The organism is Rhodococcus sp. 14-2483-1-2 (assembly GCF_002259405.1).
Taxonomy (GTDB): domain Bacteria; phylum Actinomycetota; class Actinomycetes; order Mycobacteriales; family Mycobacteriaceae; genus Rhodococcoides.
In genome coordinates, this window is the sequence record NZ_NPFW01000022.1 from 39114 (window position 1) to 61263 (window position 22150).

19 protein-coding genes are annotated in these 22150 nt (G+C 62.6%); 1 reads left to right on the forward strand and 18 read right to left on the reverse strand.

Translation table 11 applies throughout. The features are described from left to right. Positions 1-4: 4 nt before the first annotated feature. The 11 genes from CH295_RS21330 to CH295_RS21380 form a co-directional block, all read right to left on the reverse strand. A complete protein-coding gene (locus CH295_RS21330; RefSeq protein ID WP_252342131.1) occupies positions 5-604 on the reverse strand; it encodes a hypothetical protein in 600 nt (199 codons plus the stop codon). Between the two features lie 53 nt (positions 605-657). Continuing rightward, positions 658-1368: an L-ribulose-5-phosphate 4-epimerase gene (locus CH295_RS21335; RefSeq protein WP_094741883.1), complete on the reverse strand. Its 711-nt coding sequence runs from the start codon at positions 1366-1368 to the stop codon at positions 658-660. Further along, positions 1365-2498, reverse strand: coding sequence for an aldose epimerase family protein (locus CH295_RS21340; RefSeq protein WP_094741884.1), 1134 nt, complete (start codon positions 2496-2498; stop codon positions 1365-1367). The genes CH295_RS21335 and CH295_RS21340 overlap by 4 nt, the downstream gene beginning before the upstream one ends. Then, entirely contained in the window at positions 2495-3538 is a 1044-nt protein-coding gene (locus tag CH295_RS21345) for a carbohydrate kinase family protein (protein WP_094741885.1), read from the reverse strand. The genes CH295_RS21340 and CH295_RS21345 overlap by 4 nt, the downstream gene beginning before the upstream one ends. Beyond that, positions 3535-4425 carry a 6-phosphogluconolactonase gene (locus tag CH295_RS21350; RefSeq protein ID WP_212556201.1) on the reverse strand — a complete coding sequence of 297 codons (891 nt, stop codon included), beginning with the start codon at positions 4423-4425 and terminating at the stop codon, positions 3535-3537. Before CH295_RS21350 ends, CH295_RS21345 begins: the two co-directional genes overlap by 4 nt. A gap of 72 nt (positions 4426-4497) precedes the next feature. After that, positions 4498-5733: an ROK family transcriptional regulator gene (locus tag CH295_RS21355; RefSeq protein ID WP_170946012.1), complete on the reverse strand. Its 1236-nt coding sequence runs from the start codon at positions 5731-5733 to the stop codon at positions 4498-4500. Continuing rightward, positions 5730-7154, reverse strand: coding sequence for an APC family permease (locus CH295_RS21360; protein ID WP_094741887.1), 1425 nt, complete (start codon positions 7152-7154; stop codon positions 5730-5732). The genes CH295_RS21355 and CH295_RS21360 overlap by 4 nt, the downstream gene beginning before the upstream one ends. Positions 7155-7329: 175 nt before the next feature. Next, on the reverse strand, positions 7330-8979 hold the full coding sequence (locus tag CH295_RS21365) for an MFS transporter (protein WP_353955479.1): 1650 nt from the start codon (positions 8977-8979) through the stop codon (positions 7330-7332). Then, a complete protein-coding gene (locus CH295_RS21370; protein WP_094741888.1) occupies positions 8976-10025 on the reverse strand; it encodes a cupin domain-containing protein in 1050 nt (349 codons plus the stop codon). Before CH295_RS21370 ends, CH295_RS21365 begins: the two co-directional genes overlap by 4 nt. Positions 10026-10093: 68 nt before the next feature. After that, positions 10094-10915 (reverse strand): alpha/beta fold hydrolase, encoded by an 822-nt coding sequence (locus CH295_RS21375; protein WP_094742160.1) that lies wholly within the window; start codon positions 10913-10915, stop codon positions 10094-10096. A 121-nt stretch (positions 10916-11036) separates the two neighbouring features. Beyond that, positions 11037-12854, reverse strand: a complete 1818-nt coding sequence (locus CH295_RS21380; RefSeq protein ID WP_094741889.1) for a sensor histidine kinase — start codon at positions 12852-12854, stop codon at positions 11037-11039. Positions 12855-12926: 72 nt separating this feature from the next. Between CH295_RS21380 and CH295_RS21385 the strand changes: the two genes are divergently transcribed. Next, positions 12927-13298, forward strand: a complete 372-nt coding sequence (locus CH295_RS21385) for a response regulator (RefSeq protein WP_353955480.1) — start codon at positions 12927-12929, stop codon at positions 13296-13298. A gap of 7 nt (positions 13299-13305) precedes the next feature. Here CH295_RS21385 and CH295_RS21390 read toward each other — a convergent pair whose 3' ends face one another. From CH295_RS21390 to CH295_RS21420, 7 genes are all read right to left on the reverse strand, one after another. Continuing rightward, the gene (locus CH295_RS21390) at positions 13306-13956 is read right to left on the reverse strand and encodes a response regulator (RefSeq protein WP_288143196.1); all 651 of its coding nucleotides are present in this window, start codon (positions 13954-13956) and stop codon (positions 13306-13308) included. 70 nt (positions 13957-14026) lie between these two features. Next, positions 14027-14467, reverse strand: coding sequence for a carboxymuconolactone decarboxylase family protein (locus tag CH295_RS21395; protein WP_094741891.1), 441 nt, complete (start codon positions 14465-14467; stop codon positions 14027-14029). 80 nt (positions 14468-14547) lie between these two features. Continuing rightward, a complete protein-coding gene (locus CH295_RS21400) occupies positions 14548-14775 on the reverse strand; it encodes a hypothetical protein (RefSeq protein ID WP_094741892.1) in 228 nt (75 codons plus the stop codon). 491 nt (positions 14776-15266) lie between these two features. Beyond that, positions 15267-17330, reverse strand: coding sequence for an AMP-binding protein (locus tag CH295_RS21405; RefSeq protein WP_094741893.1), 2064 nt, complete (start codon positions 17328-17330; stop codon positions 15267-15269). A gap of 186 nt (positions 17331-17516) precedes the next feature. Continuing rightward, positions 17517-19121 carry an SLC13 family permease gene (locus tag CH295_RS21410; protein ID WP_094742162.1) on the reverse strand — a complete coding sequence of 535 codons (1605 nt, stop codon included), beginning with the start codon at positions 19119-19121 and terminating at the stop codon, positions 17517-17519. Positions 19122-19211: 90 nt separating this feature from the next. Then, a complete protein-coding gene (locus CH295_RS21415; protein ID WP_230596204.1) occupies positions 19212-20660 on the reverse strand; it encodes an alanine/glycine:cation symporter family protein in 1449 nt (482 codons plus the stop codon). 129 nt (positions 20661-20789) lie between these two features. Continuing rightward, on the reverse strand, positions 20790-22124 hold the full coding sequence (locus CH295_RS21420; protein WP_094741894.1) for a flavin monoamine oxidase family protein: 1335 nt from the start codon (positions 22122-22124) through the stop codon (positions 20790-20792). Positions 22125-22150 lie beyond the last annotated feature (26 nt).

Sequence of the window (22150 nt, forward strand, 5' to 3'; positions counted from 1 at the left end):
TGGGTCAGTCCCAGTAGGGCGGCTCGATGTCGGGATGATCGGTGACGGTATCGATGGCCGTCTCGGCCAGAACGCGGTCGACGGCCTCGGCGCTGCCTGCGACCGTGGCGAAATGAGGGTCGACATCATTGGTGATGCACCACGCACGATCGGCAGGCCAGATGAACGCGGGATCGGGTGAGTCGCCGTACGGCCAGAGGAGTGGATCGTCGCTGCTCCAATTCACGTAGTCCGCGAGTGAACCTCGAAAGAGAAAATAGTCACGGTTGGGGACCTCGAACTTCGGCTGTGAGGCGATGTCGATCGAACTCCATCCGTCCCACAGAGCGAAGTAACACTCGTCCGGCGTGGTCGTGTAGTGAGACAGGAGGTCGAGTGCCACGCCGACCTGTGCCAATTCGCTGATCTTCTGCTCGAAGTCGACGTCGCTGGTGCGCTGCCCCGGAAAGTCAGGATCGGGAATGAACAACACCCGCAAGTACTTCTCGAACCCGACCGGACCGCGACCGGCCAAGCGGTACCACGGCAAATTCTGATCGATCAGCCACTGGCCGGCCGACGCGTCTTCACACAACTCGAAGCTCACGTAGTCATTGTGACTCACGGTGTGGATGGTGGACCCCAGTGCTCAGCCGATTCGACTCGATGGCCGACCTCTCACGATGTCGGCACACTTCGATCGGTGTGCGCATCGGGCTGTCCGTACACACCTTGGTATCTGGCGAAAAGTCGATCGATGGACTCCTGCGGAATCGGGTCGGGATCTCCGAGTTGGCGAGCCACGTACATCGCCTTGGCGACGTCCTCGACCATCACCGCCGCCTTCACCGCGTCACGCGCATCGGTTCCGATCGTGAACGGTCCGTGGTTGGCCATCAGCACGGCGCGGCTGCGGTGGCCACGAAGAGTGTCGACGATGCCGCGACCGATCGAATCGTCGCCGATGACGGCGAACGGGCCGATCGGAATCGGCCCACCGAACTCGTCGGCCATTGCGGTGATACAGCACGGTATCGGAATGCCCAATGCCGACCACGCGACTGCATAGGTGGAGTGCGTGTGCACCACTCCGCCGACATCGGGCATGTTCCGATACACGTAGGCGTGCGCCGCGGTATCACTCGACGGGTTCCTGTGTGAGCCGATCGAATTCGGGACCACCTGCCCGTCCAGGGTGCACAGAATCATGTCCTCGGGGCCCAGGTCGTCGTACGCGACGCCGCTGGGCTTGATCACCATCAGGTCGCCGCCGACAACCCGTTCGGACACATTGCCGCCGGTCCACACGACGAGCTCGTTTCGAACCAGCTCGGCGTGCAGCTCCGCCACACGCAGCCGCGCGGATGCAATGTTCGCGTCGATCGTCATGCCTCGCCTCCTGTTTCGTCGTCCTCCGATTCCACGTCCTCCGATTCCACGTCCTCCGATTCCACGATGCCGAACTGATACTCGGTCGCACTTCGGTAGGTTTCACCGGGATACAGCTCGACGGAGGGAAATTCGGGGCGGTTGGGTGAGTCGGTGAAATGCTCCGGCTCCAACGCGATGGCATCTCCTTGGCGATAGATGCGACCGCTGGTGCCCACCAGAGATGCATCGAGGAAGTTGCCCGTGTAGACGTCGAGCCCCGGCTCGGTGGTCCACACCGCAAGAACTCGACCCGAGATCGGCTCGACAAGTTCTGCAGCACACTCGAAAGCGTTTGCAGAGTATTCCTTCCTCAGCGCAAAATTGTGGTCATACCCTCGACCGAGAATTAGCTGCTCGTGGTTGTCCCGGATCCGATCTCCGATGAGCCGTGATTCACGGAAGTCGAACGGAGTGTTCTCGACGGCGGCGAGTTCGCCGGTCGGCACCAGCTGCGAGGTCACGGGAAGGAACGCGTCGGCCTCCACCTTGAGCAGATGGTCCAGCACACTTCCCGAGCCCTCGCCGGCGAGGTTGAAATAGCTGTGACCGGTCATGTTGACCACCGTCGCTGCGTCGGTGGTGGCCGTATAGGTCACTCGCAGAGAATTGCGGTCACGGATGAGCTCGTACGCCACCTCGACGGTGAGGTTTCCGGGAAAACCGTTGTCCCCATCCGGGCTGACGGTCGACAATCGAACGCCGACCGCTTCGGAACTGCCGATGGCCTGCATGTCCCAGACCCGACGGTCGAAACCGCTGCTGCCGCCGTGCACCGTACCGAACTCGTCGTTTCGATCCAGTGTGTAGGTCGCATCGCCCAACGCGAACGTCGCATCGAGAATTCGGTTGGCGTAGCGGCCGATCAGGGCACCGAAGTACGTGTTCGACGCCTCGTAGCTCTCGAGATCTGCGAAACCGAGGACGACATTGGTGGTCTCACCGTGCCGATCCGGAACGTCGAGAGTATGCAGGATTCCACCGAAGGACAGGATCGAGGCCGTCATTCCACGGTCGTTGCACAGGACGGCGCGCTGCACTGTGTGTCCGTCATGAGTGGTCCCGAACGGTCGGAGCTCGACAGTGCTCATCGGGCCACCGCCCCTCCGTCGACAACCGTGCCCAGGTAATCGGTCCCGGACAGTCCTCGTCGCCGTGCGAACCTTGCGAGCAGGTCGTGGTCGATCTCGGTGTTGATGGTGTCCGCACTCGTCACGCTCAGTGCAGACAGCGCCGTGGCAACCTCGTTGGCGGTGACGAGATCTAGGCCTGCGGCGGACCCCAGAATGAGTCCACCGAGGTGGGCGTCTCCCGCACCCGCGGTGTTGGATGCCTCCACGGTGACGGGCTCCTGGTGATGAAGAGTGTCGCCATCCCACACCCAGCTTCCGGCCCGACCTGCGGTGATGCAGAACCTCAGATTCGGATTAGCGTGCCGAAGATCGGTGCAGGCTCGATCGACGGCGCGCTGCGGATCGGCCGGTGCACTGTGATCGGACAGTGCTGCGGCCTCGTCGATGTTGATCGACAGCACATCGACGAGATCGAGTACTCCGTCCGCTGCCGCCTGTCGGATCTCTCCGGACAGGAAGGACGCGAATCGAAGGAATCCGTGTCGAGTGGCGCTACGTAACAGTGCAACACGTGCGTCGAGGGTGACCTCGGGTGCGGACAGGGCGATGCCGCGCCCTGCGTGCTCCGCGAAGAGCGCTTCCGCGGACTCGATATCCGCCGAGGTGACGGCGGAACTGGCAGAGTCGCCGACAGTGAGGTTCCCACCGTCGCCGTCCGGGTAGCCGAAGCAGACGGAATGCAACGTCGGACGGCTCTCGTCGACACCGACGTGAGTGACGTCCATTCCCTCGGCGGCGAGTTCTGCGACAACGGAGTGGCCCATCACGTCGTTGCCGACCCGCCCGACCGGCACGACGCGAAGAGACGCGGGTGCCAGCCGAGCGATGTAATGGGTGATGATGTGCAGCTTGCAACGGTCCTGCACATCGAGCATTCGGACGGTTCTGCTCTCCTCGCGCCCGAGGGTGTGATTGCCCTCGAGCGCCAACGACGTGCCGGTTCCCAAACCACCCGTGCCGATGACGATGTCGTACGGATGTAGCTGTTCGCCGGTCACTGAGAGAGGTCCCACGCCGGGTTGAGCGAGATGACGTGCTCCGCGGTTGCGACGGTGGCAGTCAGGAGGGCATCAGGGTGGTCCTGGAGCAGGGTGACCGGGTATTCGGGGGTTTGATCGGAGAACAGCGCAACCCGCAATGCGGTCTGCTTCCACGCACCTGTGTCGCTGAACAGTCGAATCTTGCGTGCTGCCAGTATCTCCCGCATACCCAACGTGACGGACATGGGCGGCACGAACTGATAGGCACCACCGAGTGTGCGCTGTGAGAGCGCGATGATGGTGTCCACGTTGTTGTCCTGGATACGTGCCACGGAGTTCTTCAGATCGTCGACGCTGATTTCGCTGAATGCATTGCGTCGAGCTTGGTTGTAGGCCACATGGCCGTCCTGTCCCCAGCCGCCGTACGCCAGGTCCGCAGGCTCGGCGATGAGTGCCGCTGAGATGTGCAGCAGAGTATCCGGGTTGAGCCAGTGACGCTGCTCGATCGGTGGGCGGAGGTCACTGTCGATCGCGCCGTAGAAGTCGCGTTCCATTGTTCCGCGGAAGTTGTAGGGGTGATTCGAAGGCACCTCCTGGCCCTGCCAGTCCAGGCATTCGTCCATGTGGAACACCTCCAGGTTGTGGAGATTCACCCTGCCGCTGTTGACCATCTGAGCGAACGGTGCCATCCACGCGGTCGGTCCACACGGGAGGATCACCCGATACGAGCGGCCGTCCTGTTGTGCGGCCACGACGGAATCGACGAATTCCTGAGCCATGATGCGACCCATGGCATTCGAGTCCTCGACCATGCGGAAGGGAACCCGACGGGCGGGGTGATTCTCCAACTCGGACGCAGGTACAGAGCACCATTCGAGCAGGGACGACTTCGAGATTTTTTGCACAGCAGTTCTCCTTCGATGAATACGGATGATGTGAGCAGGCAGAGAGCCCGCCCTGTGAACGAAAGCCTTGGATCAGGGCAGGGGATTGAGCGCGTCGAACGCGCGCGCAGTTGCCTTGTGTAGCGCGCCGACAACGCCGCCGTCGCCGCCGAACGTCGCCAGCTGGATGTCCGGCATGATCGGAACGAGTGTGCTCAGATCGTCTCGCAGCGAATCCAGAAGCAGCTCTCCGCCTTTGGACAATCCACCGGCAACGAGAACGCGTTCGGGATTGATGACGCATACGGCAGCAGCGATACCGGCCGCGATTCGATAGGCCATCCGGTCGAAGACATCCACAGAGGCGGTATCACCTTCGCGAACGCCGCGGAAGATCACTTCGGCGTCGACACTGTCGGCGTCACCGTCTGCCAATTCCAACAACCGAGCGCCACCGGGCTCCAGTGCTGCGGCACGGCCGTGTCTTGCCCACGCACGACCACCCGCGGCCCATTCCCAGGCACCTATCCGGCTGCCTGCGGGTGGTTCGTCGCCGAAGCTGAGCGGTAGATAGCCGAGCTCGCCTGCTGCACCGGAGGCACCTCGACTCAACTCGCCTCGCACGATGATTCCACCGCCGATGCCGATCCCGAGATGGACGTACAGGACGGTATCGATCCCTTTCGCCGCTCCCGCAATGGATTCCGCGAGCACCGACAGGTCCGTCTGACGTTCGACGAACACCCTTGTCGGATCGCAGCCGATGCATTCGGCCACTGCAGCACGAAGGTCGAGTCCGTCCCACCCGGCGATCTGCGGAGCCAGGCTGACGACATTCGTCTGCGGATCCACCACGCCGGGGGTGCTGACGACGACGGTGTGGAACTGTTCGGCAGTACCGCCACCGGTGGGGCGGATTGCCGATACGGCCTGCTCGACAAGTCCGAGAAGGTAAGCCCTATCGGGCTTTTCGCGGCGAGTCCGTACCTCGGAAGAGTCGAGTACATCACCGGCGAAGGTGGACGAGCGCGCGCTCACCTTGTCGGCACCGATATCGATCCCCAGTAGCACGCCGTGATGCGTGGTGACTCTCAGAGACAGTGCAGGACGGCCCTGTTGACGCTCCGCGGATTTGGGCTGAAATTCCTCGAGCAGACCCTCGGCGATCAGGTCGTCGCAGATCTCCTTGATGGAAGTCTTGGACAGCTTGATGATCGAGCCCAGCTGCGTTCTGGTGATGCCGCGATTACTGTGCACCACATCGAGAATCGAACGGCGGTTGCGCACTCTCGCACGCTGCGGACTGTCGAACAACGGAGCTGTGCTCACCCGCGGTCCCTCGAATCGACCGCGAGAGGTTCGACGACTGTCCCCTCGACCGCAGTCGGCCCGGTGGAGAGGAACGCAGCTACTGCAGCGGCGGTGACCACGCAGATGGCCGCGATGTTCCCCAGATTGCCGGGGTACGACGGCCATGGGAAGAACTGGTAATAGAGCGGTGCGAGCAGGATGAGAACCGCGAGGGACGGCAGAACCACGTGGACAACGAGATTGGTGCCTCGCGATGCACGATCGCGGGTGTGGTACGCGATGCATGCAATGCAGGTCATGATGTAGATGATGATAGCAAAGACCGTGATCATGGCCCCGAGCACGCTGAAGGCGGCCACCGGACCGAGAGCCAGTCCGAGCACCAGCGCAACGACGATGGTCAGGCCGGTTTGGAAGTAGATGGCGAAAGTCGGTGTCGCATGGGTGGAATGAGTTCGACCGAATCGAGCGGGTAGTCGACCCATTCGACCGAACGCAAACACGATTCGGGAGGCGGCGATGGTCCCGGCATTTGCATTTCCGATGAAACTATTGACCAGGGCGAACAGTACGAGCACCCAGAGTGGACCCCAGAACTTGTGCGCCAGATCGATCCACGGGCTGTCTGCGGACGCGAAGTCGGCCATGTTGTTCGGACCCCAACCGATCACTGCACTGTAGGAGCACAGGAAGTAGAACAACCCGCATGCCAACGCGGAGTACATGATCGTGCGGGGAATGGTTCGGCGAGCGTCCTTCGTTTCCTCGGCGAGTGGTGCGGCGGTCTCGAATCCCTGGAATGCCAGGATCGAGAACACCACGGCCTTGAAGATGCCGGACCAGCCGGGTTCGAGGGCATTGGACGGATCGAAGACGGCGAGGGTGTTCTGGTCTCCTCCGTCGACGATCATCCATACCGCCAGCACGGCGATGATGCCGATCTCCGCGATTCCGAACACGACACCGGTGGCAGTCGACTGCTTGACCCCGCGCACGTTCAGGAAGCACACCAGCAGCGCGGCAGGGATGACGAAGGCCCACCAGGGGATGTTCACACCCAGCGACGAATTGATCGTTCCCGACGCGAATTGGCCGAAGAACACGAAGACGATAGGGGAGATCATCAGCTCGAGCGGTGCGTAGAGCCACCCGACGAAGGTGCCTGCGCGCCGTCCGAGACACTGTTCGACGTAGTCCGCCAAGCCGCCTGCAGAACTGAACACGCGGGCCAACGAGCCGACGGCTACGCCGACGAGGAGTACGACGACCAGGGCGAGTAGAACCGCCAGAGGTGTCGCAGGTCCGGCGAACGACACTGCAATCAGCAGCGACGACGCCACTCCCGATGCCGGTCCCATGTGCGTGAGTGCTTGAAACACTCCTTGGACGAGGCCGATCGAGTTGGTGTTCAGAGATTGGTGAGATGTAGCTTCTGTCATGTCGCTCCCAATTAGATCGGACACTGTCCGTACTTAACATTGGAAAACGTATGCCACGCTATGACCTGCAGCAATAGCGCAGGCGTTACTAATGGGTTACGAAATTTCACGCACCGGACATCCGAAATCAACGGGTAGTCCAACTGATGCACCATGTGATCGGCTCACCGTGCGGCTACCGCCGGCGCCACCCCGAGGCCTCGGTGTGTACCGGAATCGCGATGTCGTGTGTTTCGCTCTGGGTGGCGCCCCCGACCACATGAGTCAACGCATTCTGCATCACGTTGTGGTCGGATCCGGTCCATCGTTCGTCCCGTTGTCGCCGGTACTGGTTCCAGGACGGGATGGTGAATTGCTCGACCATCGAGTCGGCCACGTCCAGGCTGCGGTACAGGTTCCAGGAATACGCGCCCGTTCGTTTCCGTGCAGCGCCCACCGGTGCCATCGACGAGATGAACTCGCTGACAGCGTCTTCCGTGACTCGATAGGTGATGGTGACGCGCACCGGACCGTCCTCGGGCACGGGTTCGAGCAGGACCGTCGGGGTGGGCCATGCAACGGAGACAGCTCGGTCGAGAGTCCCCGTCTCGGGGCGCAAGGGGAGCACCGCAACACTGGCCGCCACCACAACGAGTACACCGACCGCCACCGCCAGTGCATCGACTATGCCGATTCTGGACGCCAGCCAACCCCACGCCAGTGAGCCGACAGCCTGCGCGCCCATGAACACCGGCAGGTACATCGACATACCGCGAGCACGCACCCATGACGCAAGCGACAGTTGGATCGATGCGTTCAGTGCGGTCAAGGTAGTGATCCACGCGATGCCCGAGAGCAACAGCGCCGGCACCACCGACCACAACGGTAGCCACGCAACTGCCGCCATCCCGACGGCGTATCCGACGGCCGAACCGGTGAGAAGTGTGTTCGCACCGAAGGTCCTCCTCAACGCGGGCGTCAGCGCGACGCCAGCGATGGCTCCGACACCCAGGACACCCAACAGCACGCCGTACCCGACGGCTCCGAGCCCGAGGACCGCCGACGATGCCGACGGTAGAAGAGCCCACAAAGCGGACGCCGGAAATGCGAACAGCGCCGAGCGCAGGATGATTCGCCGAATCACCGGACCGGATCGGATATAGCGCACCCCGGAGACGATCGACTCTGTCAAACCCTCCCGATCCACGACGACGTTACGAGGGCGCTTCCACGCGATCAAGACAGCCAACGTAGCGAGGAAGGACGCCGCGTTGATGGCGAACACGAACGTCGGACCGGCGACGGCCACCAGGACTCCGGCGAGTGCCGGCCCAATTGCTCTCGCACCGTTCACGGTGACGCCGCCCAGCGCGGACGCCGCCGGAATCTGCTCACGCGGAACCAGTTCCGGCTGAATCGCTTGCCACGCCGGAGCGGACATAGCCGACCAGCAACCCAGAACGAACGTGCACGCGAGCAGGCCCCACGGTGACAACGTGTCGGTCCATGCGAGTGCGGTGAGAATGCCTGCGGTGAGAATCGAGGCGAATCCGACGACGATCAGGAGGACCCGGCGATCGAGCGCGTCCGCCAATGCCCCCGCCAACAGGGCCAGCAGCAGGGTGGGGAGCAGGCTGGCCGTTTGCACAGCTGCGATGACGGTGGTCGACGCTTCTCGCTGGACCAGAAACCACTGCGCGCCCACGGTCTGCATCCACCCACCGATGTTGGAGACCAACTGCGCGATGAAAAGGCTGCGGTACATGGTGTTTCGTAACGGAGCCCATGCCGATGTGTTCGCATCCGCGGAAATGGCTTTACCTCCTGAGGAGTCGACCGAGGTCACGGAACGTCGTATTCAACGGGATCGACCGGATTGGTTCGCGGTACCAGCAGTGGATCCGATGGTGTGAAGGGGAACTCGGGCAGTGAGTCGAGTTCGACTCCGAGCATCGCGGCGATCACCGGCCGAGAGAACGCCGAGATCGATGCGCGGTAGCCGATGTCGCCCGGGGTGGGCTGATCGAAGAAGATCAGAAAGTGGATGTCTTCGTCACCGATGACTTCGATCTGGTGCGGATACGCGCGAGGGATGAAATAGACATCGCCCGGCTTCAATAGATACGTGTCGACGGATCCGTCGGGATCGAGAATCGACATTCGGGCATGCCCGGTGTGGACGTACCCCATCTCGGCGGTGATGGGATGCCAATGAGGTTCTCGCATGCCGTCTTCCGCGATGGTCAACGAATACATCGACAGGTGTTTCAGCGCCGGCCAGAACTGTGACCGGGACGTTTTCACCGATGCGTAGGAGTGCCTGATGGGCGCGGCCATCGACTCTATGTCGAACTTGTGTGGATTGCCGAAGCCGGCCGTATCGGGGATCACCGCGGGTCCGCTGCGCGACACAATATCGGCGGAGGTGGTGTTCAGAGCCATGGGAGCGAAGGCGGCGGCATCGAGTCCGAACGTGTTTCCCAGCACCGCGTCCGTCATCGTCCCGAATGCCGAACGCAACGGAAAATCCTCCGGTTGTTCGTGCGAGAACGCGATGATGAATTCCGCTGTGGTGTCGCCGATGTTCTCGATGTGGTGCAGCGAACCCGATTCGATGGTGAACATCTGACCGGCATCGATGGTGAAGGAGGAGAACACACTTCCGTTGTCGAGAATGGAGACAAGAGCGCTCCCGGAGATGCAGTAGCCGAGCTCGTCCGCATTGGCGTGCCAGTGCGGCTCGCGAATACTCCCAGGTTCGAGGACGAGACGCTTGATCGACATCCGGTTCAATAGCGCAAATGTGTCTGCGGTGAGCCTGGTGATCGAACCGAGCTCACTCGCGTGTTGGGGATCGGAGTCGAGTAAAGACCGAACGTGTTTGGAAGTCATGAGATTTGACTCGCTTTCGAGGAACGACCCGGTTGGCCACATCAGACGCGAACCGGGCCAAGCTTTGTCTACTTTGCGATGAACTCGAGAATGTCTGCGTCCAGGGCCTTCTGGTAATCACCGTAGATTCCGTGAGGCGCTCCGGGGTAGACCTTGAGGGTGCCGTCCTTGACCAGCTCAGCGGTCTTGAGCGCAGCCGCGGCGATGGGAACGATCTGGTCGTCGTCACCCTGCGCGATGAATATCGGAACGGTGAGCGCCTTGAGATCTTCGGTGAAGTCGGTCTCCGAGAAGGCCTTCACACAGTCGTAGGCTGCGGACAGGTTCACCAGCATGCCCTGACGCCAGAAGTCGTCCTTGGCTCCCTGCGAGACGTTCGAGCCCTCACGGTTTGCTCCGAAGAACGGCTGGGCCAGATCCCGGTAGAACTGAGAGCGGTCGGTGAGAACGCCGTTGCGAATATCGTCCAGCGCCTCGATCGGGGTGCCCTCCGGGTTCGATTCCGACTGCACCATGATGGGAGGAACTGCGCCTGCGGTGATGATGCGAGCAACGCGACTGCCACCGTGCTGTGCGGCGTAGCGCACCACCTCGCCGCCACCCGTCGAATGACCGATGAGGGTGAGCTCCTGCAGATCGAGCGCCTCGACCAGTTCGGCGAGATCCTGTGCGTACGTGTCCATGTCGTTGCCGACGGACGTCTTGGACGACCGCCCGTGTCCGCGGCGATCATGGGCGATGGCGCGGTAGCCCGCGTCGGCGAGCAGTTTGAGTTCGAGCTGCCATGCGTCCGAGGACAACGGCCAGCCATGGCTGAGCAGCACCGGCTTTCCGGTGCCCTGCTCGGTGTAGTAGATCTCGGTTCCGTCGGTGGTGGTGATGTACGGCATGGTGTGCTCCTGCGTGTCGGTGTTCCTTCGGGGTACCGACAACATTCGTCCAGGATCGCCGCGAATTCGTCGCTGCTGGCGTCCAACTCGGGGGAGGGGATATCGGCGTTCTCACTACCGGCTACCCGGTAGTGAGGTCGATCCGCACCGACAGCACGGTGCCGACACCGGGCGGAGAGGAGATGGTCAGAGATCCACCGACCGCGGCCACCCGATCCTGTAGACCGATCAGACCGGACCCTGTGTTCGGATCCGCGCCACCCCGACCGTCGTCGACCACCGTGAGTTCGAGGTTCTCGTCGATCACGCGCGCCGTGATCTCGACATCCGTTGCGTCGGCGTACTTGGCTGTGTTCGTCAACGCCTCGGCGACAACGTAATACGCCGCAACCTCCACCGAATCGTCCAGGCGAGAGGGGATGTCGGTGGTGAGTGAGACGGGCACAGGGCTGCGCCGCGCCAAGGTCTTCAACGCGGGGGCCAATCCGCCTCGGGAGAGTATCGCGGGGTGGATGCCGCGCGAGAGCTCTCGCAAATCCGTGTGCACCTGAGCAAGCGTTTCGACACTGCGGTCCAAACTGTCCCGCAATTCGCCGAGGTGGCCGGGCACCGCAGCCTGAGCAACCCGCAGCTCCATTCCCAACGAGACGATTCGTTGCTGTGCACCGTCGTGCAGGTCACGTTCGATGCCGCGTCGTGCCTGGTCTGCCGCAGCGACGACGCGGGATCGAGACCGGGTCAGCTGGAGCCGGGTGTCGTGGTTGTAGACGGCGGTGGCAATGAGGTCGGCGAAGTCGGTCAATCGATCTCGCATACCGTCGCCCACGAAGTTCCGAACGGTGGTGGTGCCGACCACGACAGCTCCCCACGTGGCGCCGTCCACGGAGATCGGTACGCCTTCGGACTGCAGAATTCCTCGACCTTCCAGCCGAACCGCGATGTCTCCTGTCGCGGTGGTGAAGTCGATGGCCGCGGGCCTGCCCGTCTCCGCAACGATGGTGGCGACATTTCGTCCACCGAGCGGCAGCTGATCGCCGACGGTCAGTGAGTGTTCGACATCGTCGCGGTGGGCCACGATCGTGTAGTGACCCTGTGCGTACCGCACCACGCAGACATGTTCGTTGTCGAGACCGTCGGCCAGTTCGTGTGCGACGGCCGCGAAGACATCCTCGGGTTTGGCACGCAGCGCGACCAGGGTGGCGACTCGGCGCAGTGAAGTTTGTTGTCGCGCAAGTGCAACGGTACGGCCGTGCATGTCCTGTCGCTCGCGCGCGGCGGCCAGTAGAGCCTCGAGTGATGGCACGACCCGTCGGATGCGGCGAGACGCGGTCGGATCCAGATTCTCGGGTACGACGAGGGACGCCGTCACGACGGGCCCGTCGTGCAACAGGATCTTCTCCTGATCAGGGGACACGGGAGCGTCTTCGGACCCCAACACTGCATAGGGCAGGTCGAGTACGGCAGCGAGTCTGCTGCTGGCGGCATCGAGCATCTGGGGTGTGTAATCCGAGCGCAACATCGTCCGTGCGAACAACGCGAGCAGGTCTGCTTCGCAGCGTCGTTGATCGGATTCGGCTGCACGCAAACGTGATTGACCGACGAGCATATTGGTGAGGAGGGCCAACGCAAGAAAAACGATGACCGCGGGGACGAGGCTTTCACTGCTCTCGATGACGTGGATGTATGCGTAAGCGGCAGCGCTTGCAACTGACGTCGCTATCGACAATCGGAAGCCCCAACCCGCCGACACCACCAGAACGCCGAACAGAAAGACGGCTCCGAAGGCATTCTCGGGGGCGATGCGTTTGAGGAGCAGCACGATGAATACTTCGGCCGCGATCAACGCAGCTGCCAGCACCGCTCCCCACGCAACCGGGGGCGAGCTCGGTCGCAGAACGAGCGTCGTGAGCCGATCGCGAAGAGCGATGTCGGCGGTCATCGCCGAATCCGGAGGACGATAGTACCGTTAGCTGGAATGCCGGATCCCGCTATCTCTGACACCCTCGATGGAGTGACGTCTTCCAGCCTGCGGTGTTTGATAGTCGACGACAGCGACGCGTTCTGCGTCGCTGCGAGTCGGCTGCTCGAATCGGCGGGCATCGTTGTGGTCGGCACGGCATCGACGTTGCTCGACGCCGTTCGCGCCGCACAGTCGACACACCCCAGTCTCGTACTGGTGGATATAGATCTCGGCACCGACAGCGGCTTCGACGTCGTCGAAGCGCTCGATTCGGTGGTCCTCACACCGAAACCGGCCATCATTCTGGTCTCCACACACGACGCGGACGACTTCGTGGACCTGGTGGAAGCCAGCTCGGCTGTCGGGTTCCTTCCCAAGTTCGAACTCTCGGCCGCCGCCATCGACACCATGCTGCGCCCATGACCGGGTGTCATCCGACGGTGTCGAGGTAGAGGATCACTGCCCGTACCCGACGATGGTCGTCGGCCGTCTCCGCCAGGTCCAGTTTGGTGAGGATGCTGCGCACATGTTTCTCGACGGTTCCCTCGGTGATCCACAGACGCTTACCGATGCCGGAATTCGACAGTCCCTCGGCCATCAACGTCAGAACGTCGCGTTCGCGAGTACTCAATGCGCCCAAAGGGTCTCCGCGACGCTTCGCCGCCACCAACTCGTAGACCAGCGCCGGATCGATCACCGATGCGCCGGCGGCGACGCGATCGATCGTCGAGACGAAATCGGCCACATCGGTCACCCTGCTCTTGAGTAGATATCCGACGCCCTTCGCGCCGTTGTGTCCACTGTCGAGAAGCTCGAGTGCGTGGTCGACCTCAACGTGTGCGGACAGCAGCAACAGCGCCACGTCCGGGAATTCGGACCGAATACGCAGTGCCGCATCGAGCCCCTCGGCGGTGTAGGACGGTGGCATCCTGATGTCGATGATCGCCAGGTCGGGTTGGTCTCGAGCGAGCAGCGCCAGCAGTTCTTCGGCATCGCCTGCTCGGCCGACGACGCTCAGACCCGCCTCGGTGAGCAGGCTGGACATGCCCTCACGCAGCAGTACGTCGTCGTCTGCGATCACCCTCGAATGTCGGACATCTTGCTCCCTGGACCGCGTCGAATCGCAACATCTTAAGCGAAAGTATGTGCCGTCATCGGTCGTTCGACCCACGTGCGGGACCGAGTGGTCCTAGTTCGGCGTCGAGCACTTTCTGTACGACGCGCATCGCCGCCAGCGCGGCCGGTGCTCCGCAGTAGCCCGCTGTGTGAATGACGGTCTCGGTGATTTCCGTTCTGGTGAGGCCGTTACGAAGCGCTCCGCGCACGTGGCCTGCAAGTTCCTCGTGGGCGCGCAACGCGATGAGGATTCCGAGATTGAGCAGACTGCGGCTGCGGTGATCGAGTCCGGGGCGCGTCCACACGCCGCCCCACACGGTGTCGGTGACGAAGTCTTGCAGTGCAGCGGAGTCGGTGTCGGCGGCATCGGCAAACGCTTTGTCGACGTAGTCTTCGCCCATCACGTTCTGGCGGACCTCGAGTCCGTCCTCGAAGCGTGGTCCCCTGTTCCGATTCGTGGATTCTTCGTCGATCATGGCGTCCCTCTCCCTTGTCTGCGGTGTCGACAGATCATGGCAGGGGTTTCCAGCGGAACCGCAGGCGGAGGCGAACTCGGCTACGGTTCGATCTGTTCGGTGTTCGTACGTGGATCACCGTGATCGGGGGGAGTGATCCCACGCTCGCGTGGTGAGCCCATGAAGGCCGATCCTCCGACAGCACTGTCGATTCCGTGGAAGCGACCTCGCCGCATGCGCGAGCGAAGTATGCGTGCAACGACGACGAAGGCTCCCAGAACGACGGCGAAGCCGGCGACTACGGCAACCAGCGCCAACGATGTGTTCATGACGGCCTCCGATCCTCACCTTCGGTCAACCCACCGGTCACTGACAATTATCAGGCATGGGACCGGCTCGGGTGATGGAACCAGGACGGAGGTATCTGTCGATCTGTTCAGCGCAGAGAAACTGGCCCACCGTCACGGTTGTCGCGTGAAGCCTGTGTGTCGTCGGAGACTTGTTCTGCGCGAGTTGCTTCGAGGAACAGTTGAAGGAAGGAAGAATGCGCGCTTCGGTCCTGCGCGGGTCTTCCCTCTCGGGGGTCTTCCGATGCCTTCGACATAGCGATTCGCGTTCCTCCCGTGTCGCGAACAACAGTCTCAGATTCTGAATAGTTAAGCAACTGAGACAGTAGGTACAAAGCGCGGCACTAAGTGAACGATCGGAAGGAGGTGGCGATCGAGTAAATCCTAACGGTGTGTGTGGGCGTCGAGGGTGCCCAAGCTGCAACGCATCGCAGAGGGGCCGGCCATCGCTGCCCGCGCCTTCGGTTGACGGGCTACATCCCAGCGGCGGTGGGCGGCTCGATCAGCATCCTCTTGATCACCTTGCCGGTCGCCGTTCGGGGCAGCTCGTCGAGGAACGTGATGTCGCGGGGAACGCAGAAGCGGCTCAACCGATTTCGGATGTAGGCGCGCACCATGTCTGCATCGAGGCCTGCCGATCCGCGGCCGACGACGAATGCGGCCAAACGCTGCCCGTATTCCGGGTCGGGCACACCGACGACCGCGACCTCGCCGACCTGAGGAAGATTGGCGATCGCATCCTCGACGGGGCCGGGAAAGACGTTCTCGCCTCCGGAAATGATCATCTCGTCGTCCCTGCCACAGACGAACAGCCGACCGTTGCAGTCGATGTAGCCGAGATCGCCGGTATCCATCAGGGCAGCTCCACGGGCGGACGCGGTCGACGGCGGTTCGGCGTTGGTGTACCCGTCGAACAACATGTCGTTGCCGACGAAAATTCGGCCCAGGGTTCCCACCGGAACGGCAGTACCGTTCGCGTCGAGAACCGCGACCGTCGTCCCCAGCGGGGGCCGTCCGGCGGTGGCGGGGGCTGCGCGCAGGTCTTCCGGAGTAGCGATCGTGGCCCACGAGACCTCGGTGGAACCGTAGAAGTTGTAGAGGACGTCACCGAAGACGTCCATGAAGCGGCTCACGGTCGATCCGGTCAATGCCGACCCACTGCACGCGACGACTCGCAGGCTCGAGGTGTCGTAGCGTGATCGGACCTCGTCGGGCAGGTCGAGTATCCGCTGCAGCATGATCGGAACTGCAATCAACGAGGTGCAACGGTGCGCCTCGATCGCCCGCAAGCAATCTTCCGGATCGAACCGATCCTGGAGAACCACCGTGGCGCGCAGCGGAGTACTGATCTGCAGTGCCGCCAGTCCCCAGCTGTGGAACATCGGTGCCGCGATCAGCATCCTCTCGTTCATCCGAAGGGGCATGCGAGACAGCATGGCCGCCACTGTTCCGAAGCCCTTCGGTGTGGGACGTACCGCACCCTTCGGCGACCCGCTGGTTCCGGAGGTCAACACGACCACCGATCCTGGCCGATCCGGCCTGGTGAATGTGGCGGACGGTGGTGCGACGAAGTGTTCGAGCGTGCGCCGACGCGGAACGGCGGTATGAGACGACAGGCTCACACGGGTGACATCGTCGGGCAGGTAGCGCACCATCGAGTCGAACTCGTCGTCGACGAACAGTACTCGGAGCTGGTGGCGGGCAGCGATCGTCTCGATCTGGCGGGCAGCGAGACCGGTGTTGAGAAGAACCACCTCGACTCCGAGCATGCCGCACGCGACGGTGCACTCGATCATCGCCGAGTGGTTGCGGGCCAGAATTCCGACGGTGCTTCCAGGGCTGATTCCGGACGCGTGGAGACCTGCCGCGATGCGGTGCGAACGGTGGTGGATCTCTGCGAAGGTCCTGGTCCCTCTGTCGTCGATCAACGCGATCTCGTTCGGGGACTTCGCTGCTGCGGCAGCGAAACCGCCGCCAAGGGTGAAGCCCCACTTCGCCAGCGAGTTCAACTGCCGGTACGCGCGGTCGGGACGTGCAGCACGAATGACGCCGGTTCCCACCATCGTCTTCATGATAGCCAGCGGTAGCGACCGCGAATCCCCGGTGTTGGACACGATCGACGTCGAGGTTCCGGACAGGGAGTTGTCCAGTCGACGCAGACCACCCATCACCCATTCGACCACGGCCCGGTTGTGTTCGGGTTGGGGTGAGTAGGACCCGCCGAGTCCCGCTCTGAACACGGTGACATCGATCTTCGTCTCGCCTGCCGAGCGGGCAGTGAGGGTGAATCTGATGAACCCGCCGGACTCGACGTGCTCGATGGTGATGATCGGCCGGTTTCGTCTGTTCACCACCAGGTCGAGGGCATGCTCGACACCGCCGACTCCGCATCGGTAGCCGGCCGTGGCTTCACGAAGCGTGCAGTAGTCGAGCCCGGGAAAGTAGCGCGGGTACAGCTCGACCGCGCTCAACACCCCGCACACCTGCTCGATATCGTGTGCGAAGACCGTGCTGCAGTCGATGACGTCCGAGACCATGCCCCAACCCCCGTGCCTTGCCGAGCCGACAGCAATGCCGACTCAGCACCGACCAGGGGATGGCGGCGAGCACCTGGAACGGGTCATCCGCCTGGATGAAGTCGTCATCGTAAACCCGAAGCACGGTTGTCTGGGCGAAATCGGCCGAAGTGGGTGCGTGATTACCGATTTCTTCTGCCCTCTGCGTCAGAACTGAATGCCCAGAGACCACGCGAACACCGTGTACGCGGCGATGGTGATCAGTGAGATGGCGATCAGATTGAGCCAGAAACCGCCTCGCATCATCTGACCGATCGTGATGTAGCCGCTGGCGTAGGACACCGCATTCGGCGGAGTCGCGACCGGCAGCATGAACGCACAGGTCGCTGCCAGTGCCACGGGGACGGTCAGCACCAGGATGTCGATGTTCATACCCATTGCGACGCCACCCGCGACCGGAAGGAAAGTTGCCGCCGTCGCGGTATTGCTGGTGATCTCGGTCAGGAAGATGATGGCGGCCGTGGCGATGACGACCAACATGACCACTGGAATCGTGTCGAGACCGCCTGCGACGCTACCGATCCACTCCGTCAGGCCGCTGGACTCGAACTGTGCCGAGAGCGCGAGTCCGCCGCCGAAGAGCAGCAACACGCCCCACGGGAGTTTGACGGCGGTCTCCCAATCGATCAGGCGTACGCCTTTCTTGCTGCCGCTGGGAAGTAGGAACAGCAGGAGAGCTGCTGTCATGGCGATTCCGGTGTCGGATATCGGAGGGCTGTCGAAGAGCAGTGGAACTGCAACCCAGGAAGCGGCTGCTGCGAAGAACACCGTTGCGACCCGGATCTCACCCTGCGACATTCTGCCGAGGGCGTCGAGTTCACCTCTGATCAGCTGTTTGCCACCGGGTATGTCGTCGATCTCCGGCTTGAACATCACGTGGGTCAGCAGGAACCATGCGATCGCCAGCAGGATCACGGCGAGCGGAACGCCGGCGATCATCCACTGGAGGAATCCGATGGTGATTCCCTGACCCTCCAGGTAGCCGACCAGCAAGGTATTGGGCGGGGTGCCGATGATGGTGCCGAGCGAACCGATCGATGCCGCGTAGGCGATGCCGAGCATCAGGGCGGTGCCGAAGTTGCTCTTGATGACGGCCTGGGTGATGGTCTCGGCGTCCGGGGTCGCTTCACTGTCGGAGCCGGGAACAGCTCCGGCCTTCTTGCCGATGTCGAGTACCAGGACCAGGACCGAGACGCCGATCGGAATCATCATCACGGCGGTGGCCGTATTCGAAACCCACATCGACAGAAAGCCTGTTGCGATCATGAACCCGGCGATCACCATCGTGGGCTTCGTGCCCATGGCGTTGACCGTCAGCAGCGCGATGCGGCGATGCAGATTCCACCGCTGCATGGCCAGCGCCAACAGGAATCCGCCCATGAACAGAAAGATGATGTTGTTGCCGTACGACGCACCGACGTCGTTGACCGCGACGCCGGAATCGAACACCGGAAAGATGACGAGGGGCAGCAGTGCCGTCGCCGGAATGGGCACTGCCTCCGTCATCCACCAGATGCCCATCAATACCGCGGTGGCTGCGGTCAACCGAGCCGGGTGTGCCACGTCCTCGGGGAGAACCAGATAGACGAGAAGGGCCAACAGAACGCCTGCGCCCAGCCCGACCCATTGGCGCTTGCGGCGACCGGGTTGCACTTCGTCTTCTCGTTCTCCGGCCGACCTCTGATCGACTTCGTCGAACTCGTGGCCGTCGGGTGCGCGCCCGGCCTTCTCGTCATCGCCGATCTGCGTCATGGGGACCTTCCTCAGGAGTGGACGTCCCATCACCCTAACGCGTGATTTGTCCATTAAGTCCGAATCGACGCGGGGAAGCGAAGGCCTCGGCTAGCGGGCGATGTCGGGCTTGTCCGCGGCCGGATCGTTGTCGAGCACCGGATCCCACACGTCGCCGGGCAGGTCGCCCGGCAGATAGCTGTTGCCGCGTCCGACGAATTTGTCGTCGCGACCTTCGCGCCGCATGGCCTCGAAGTCCGCCAGCGCACCGAAGGCCCATTTGCCCAGCAGCGCAATGGCTACCAGGTTCACGGTTGCCATCGCGGCCATGGCGACGTCCGCCAGCGCCCACACCGTCGTGAGCGCGGACAAGGAGCCGAAGCCGATGGCTGCAAGGACGATGGTGCGCAACAAATTCAGCAGTTTGCCCTCGACTCCGAGGAAGTTGAGGTTGATCTCGGCGTACGAATAGTTGCCGAGGATCGACGAGAACGCGAACGTGAAGATCAGCAGTGTCATCGGAATCGTCGTCCACGTTCCCAACTGAGCCGAGATCGAGTCCTGAGTCAGAACTGCGCCCGCCACCCCGCTCGGGTTGCTGATGTCGTACACACCGGAGACCAGGATGATGAAGGCTGTCGCACTGCAGATGACGATGGTGTCGAAGAAGACTCCGAGCGACTGGATCAGACCCTGCTTCACCGGATGGGACACCGTCGCGGTCGCTGCGGCGTTGGGGGCGCTGCCCATGCCTGCCTCGTTGGAGAACAGGCCGCGCTTGACGCCGTTGAGCATGGCGGCCAGGATTCCGCCCGTCGTCCCGCCGATCGCCTCGTTCAGGCCGAATGCGCTGGAGACGATCTGACCGAAGACCGTCGGGATCTCGCCGATGTTCATTGCCACGATCACCAAAGCGAGCAAGACGTACACCAGCGCCATGATGGGAAGGAGGTATTCGGCCACCCGAGCGATTCGCCGGACGCCACCGAAGAGGATCGGAGCGGACAGCACCACCAGGAACACCGCGATCCAGCCCGCATCGATGTTCATCGTGGACGAGAACGATTCGGTGATGGTGTTCGCCTGAACCATGTTGAACGCGAAGCCGAAGGCGAAGATCAACAGGCACGCGAAGACGATTCCCCATCGGCGCGAACCCAGACCCAATTGGATGTAGTAGGCGGGACCGCCCCGGAAGCTGCCGTCGGGATTGCGCACCTTGTACATCTGCGCCAGCGTCGCCTCGATGAACGCCGTAGCCATGCCGACCACCGCTACCAGCCACATCCAGAAGATTGCGCCCGGTCCGCCGAGAGTGATCGCGATGGCGACGCCGGCGATGTTTCCCGTACCCACCCGGGACGCCAGACCGACGCAGAAGGCCTGGAATGCCGAGATGCCGCCCTCGGCGTCGGACCGAGATCCACCGATTGCCTTGAACATCGACGGAAGAAGTCGAATCTGAACGAATTTGGTGCGAACGGTGAAGTACAGTCCGACGCCGATCAACAAGTAGATGAGGAAGACGCTGTAGAGACGATCTGCCAAGAAGTCGATCACTGAACTGACGGTATCCACGGTGCCATCCTGAAGCGCTCGGTGTGTGGGTGCGTCGACAGCACTTTACTCGCGGATGGTCGAAAGTTTGCACCGAACTCAGACGCACCGGATGGGGTTCGGCGCATGATGTCAGTGCTCCGCAGGGCCCCAGATGTCGCCGAACGGTACCGAATGCCCCAGAATGCGTTCTGCTGCACGATGTCCCGACTTCAACGCCGCCGTAACCGTTGCCGGATCATCGGTCCAGGTCGCCTCACCGGCGAGGTGAAGTACATCTCCGATCGGAGTGGCAAGGTCGTCGTGATCGCGCGTGCGTGAGCCCACCGTCATGTACGAGTACGAGCCGTACGCGAACGGATCGTCCTGCCAGCGAGTGACATACACGCGGTCTGGTGTGACGACGCGGTCGCCGTACAGGCCGCGCAGTGCCTCGAGAACGGAGTCCGCGATGCGCGCGTCCGACCAGTGCCGAGTCTGCTGCCCGCAGGCGCCCGCTGCGAACGTCAGAAGCGTCGGACGGCCCTGCGGCATGGTCACGTCGTACCAGGAGTGCCACCAGCGCCCGGCTTCGCCCTGCTGCCGTACGGCATAGACGTTCTCGTCCCAGAACTTGCTGGGAAACTGGAGGAACACTTTCTCGAAGGCATTCATCTCCAGTCGTTCCAGCGCACCCGAAACAGGTTCCGGCAGAGGGGGTTCCACAGTGAAATCTGGCGATTTCAGTACTCCGATCGGTACCGTCACCACAGCGCGCTCGGCCGAGAAAGTCCCGGAACCGGTATCGACCAGAACTCCGTCTCGACCCCAACGGACCTGCGTCACCACGTGTTCGAGCCGGACGTCGAGTCCCTCGGCCAGGTGAACGGCCAGTCGATCGTATCCGTCGGGGAACACGACCTCGTCGCCCTCGATGGCGTCGTCGTCCAAGCCGTGCGCATCGAGGAGGTCCTTTCCTACGCCCAACTGCTCCTCGGCTCGATGTCCGAGAAACTCACGAACTCGTTCGAGTCGGTCGTCGTTCCAATTCAGTTGCGTCAGAGTTGCTTCCACGGCGTCACCGAACGAGGTCCCCGGGGACGACTCCGCGATCGTCCTGGCGAACAGTTCGTCGAAGTGGTGAACGTCGGTGCCGAATCGTGCGGCAGCCTCATCGCTCAACCTGGTCCCGGTGGGGGAGTAGTAAGCGATGGGTCTGCCGTCCGGCTGGTAGCTGCCGACGGTGAATTCGACGGTCCGCATTCCGAAAGCGTGCACGGCGTCGGCGAGAGGGTTGTCGTCTGTTCCGTGAATCCAGGAAGCGCCCACGTCGAGGGTGCCTTCGTCTGTGCGCATCGTCCAGACCCGACCGCCCACGCGGTCTCTGGCCTCGAGAACGGCAACGCGCTGACCGGCACGATGCAGAAGTGTCGCAACGACCAAGCCGGAAATGCCTGCTCCCACCACGAGGGTATCGACGTGTGTCACCGTCGCTCCTGTCTGTCGACGGCCGT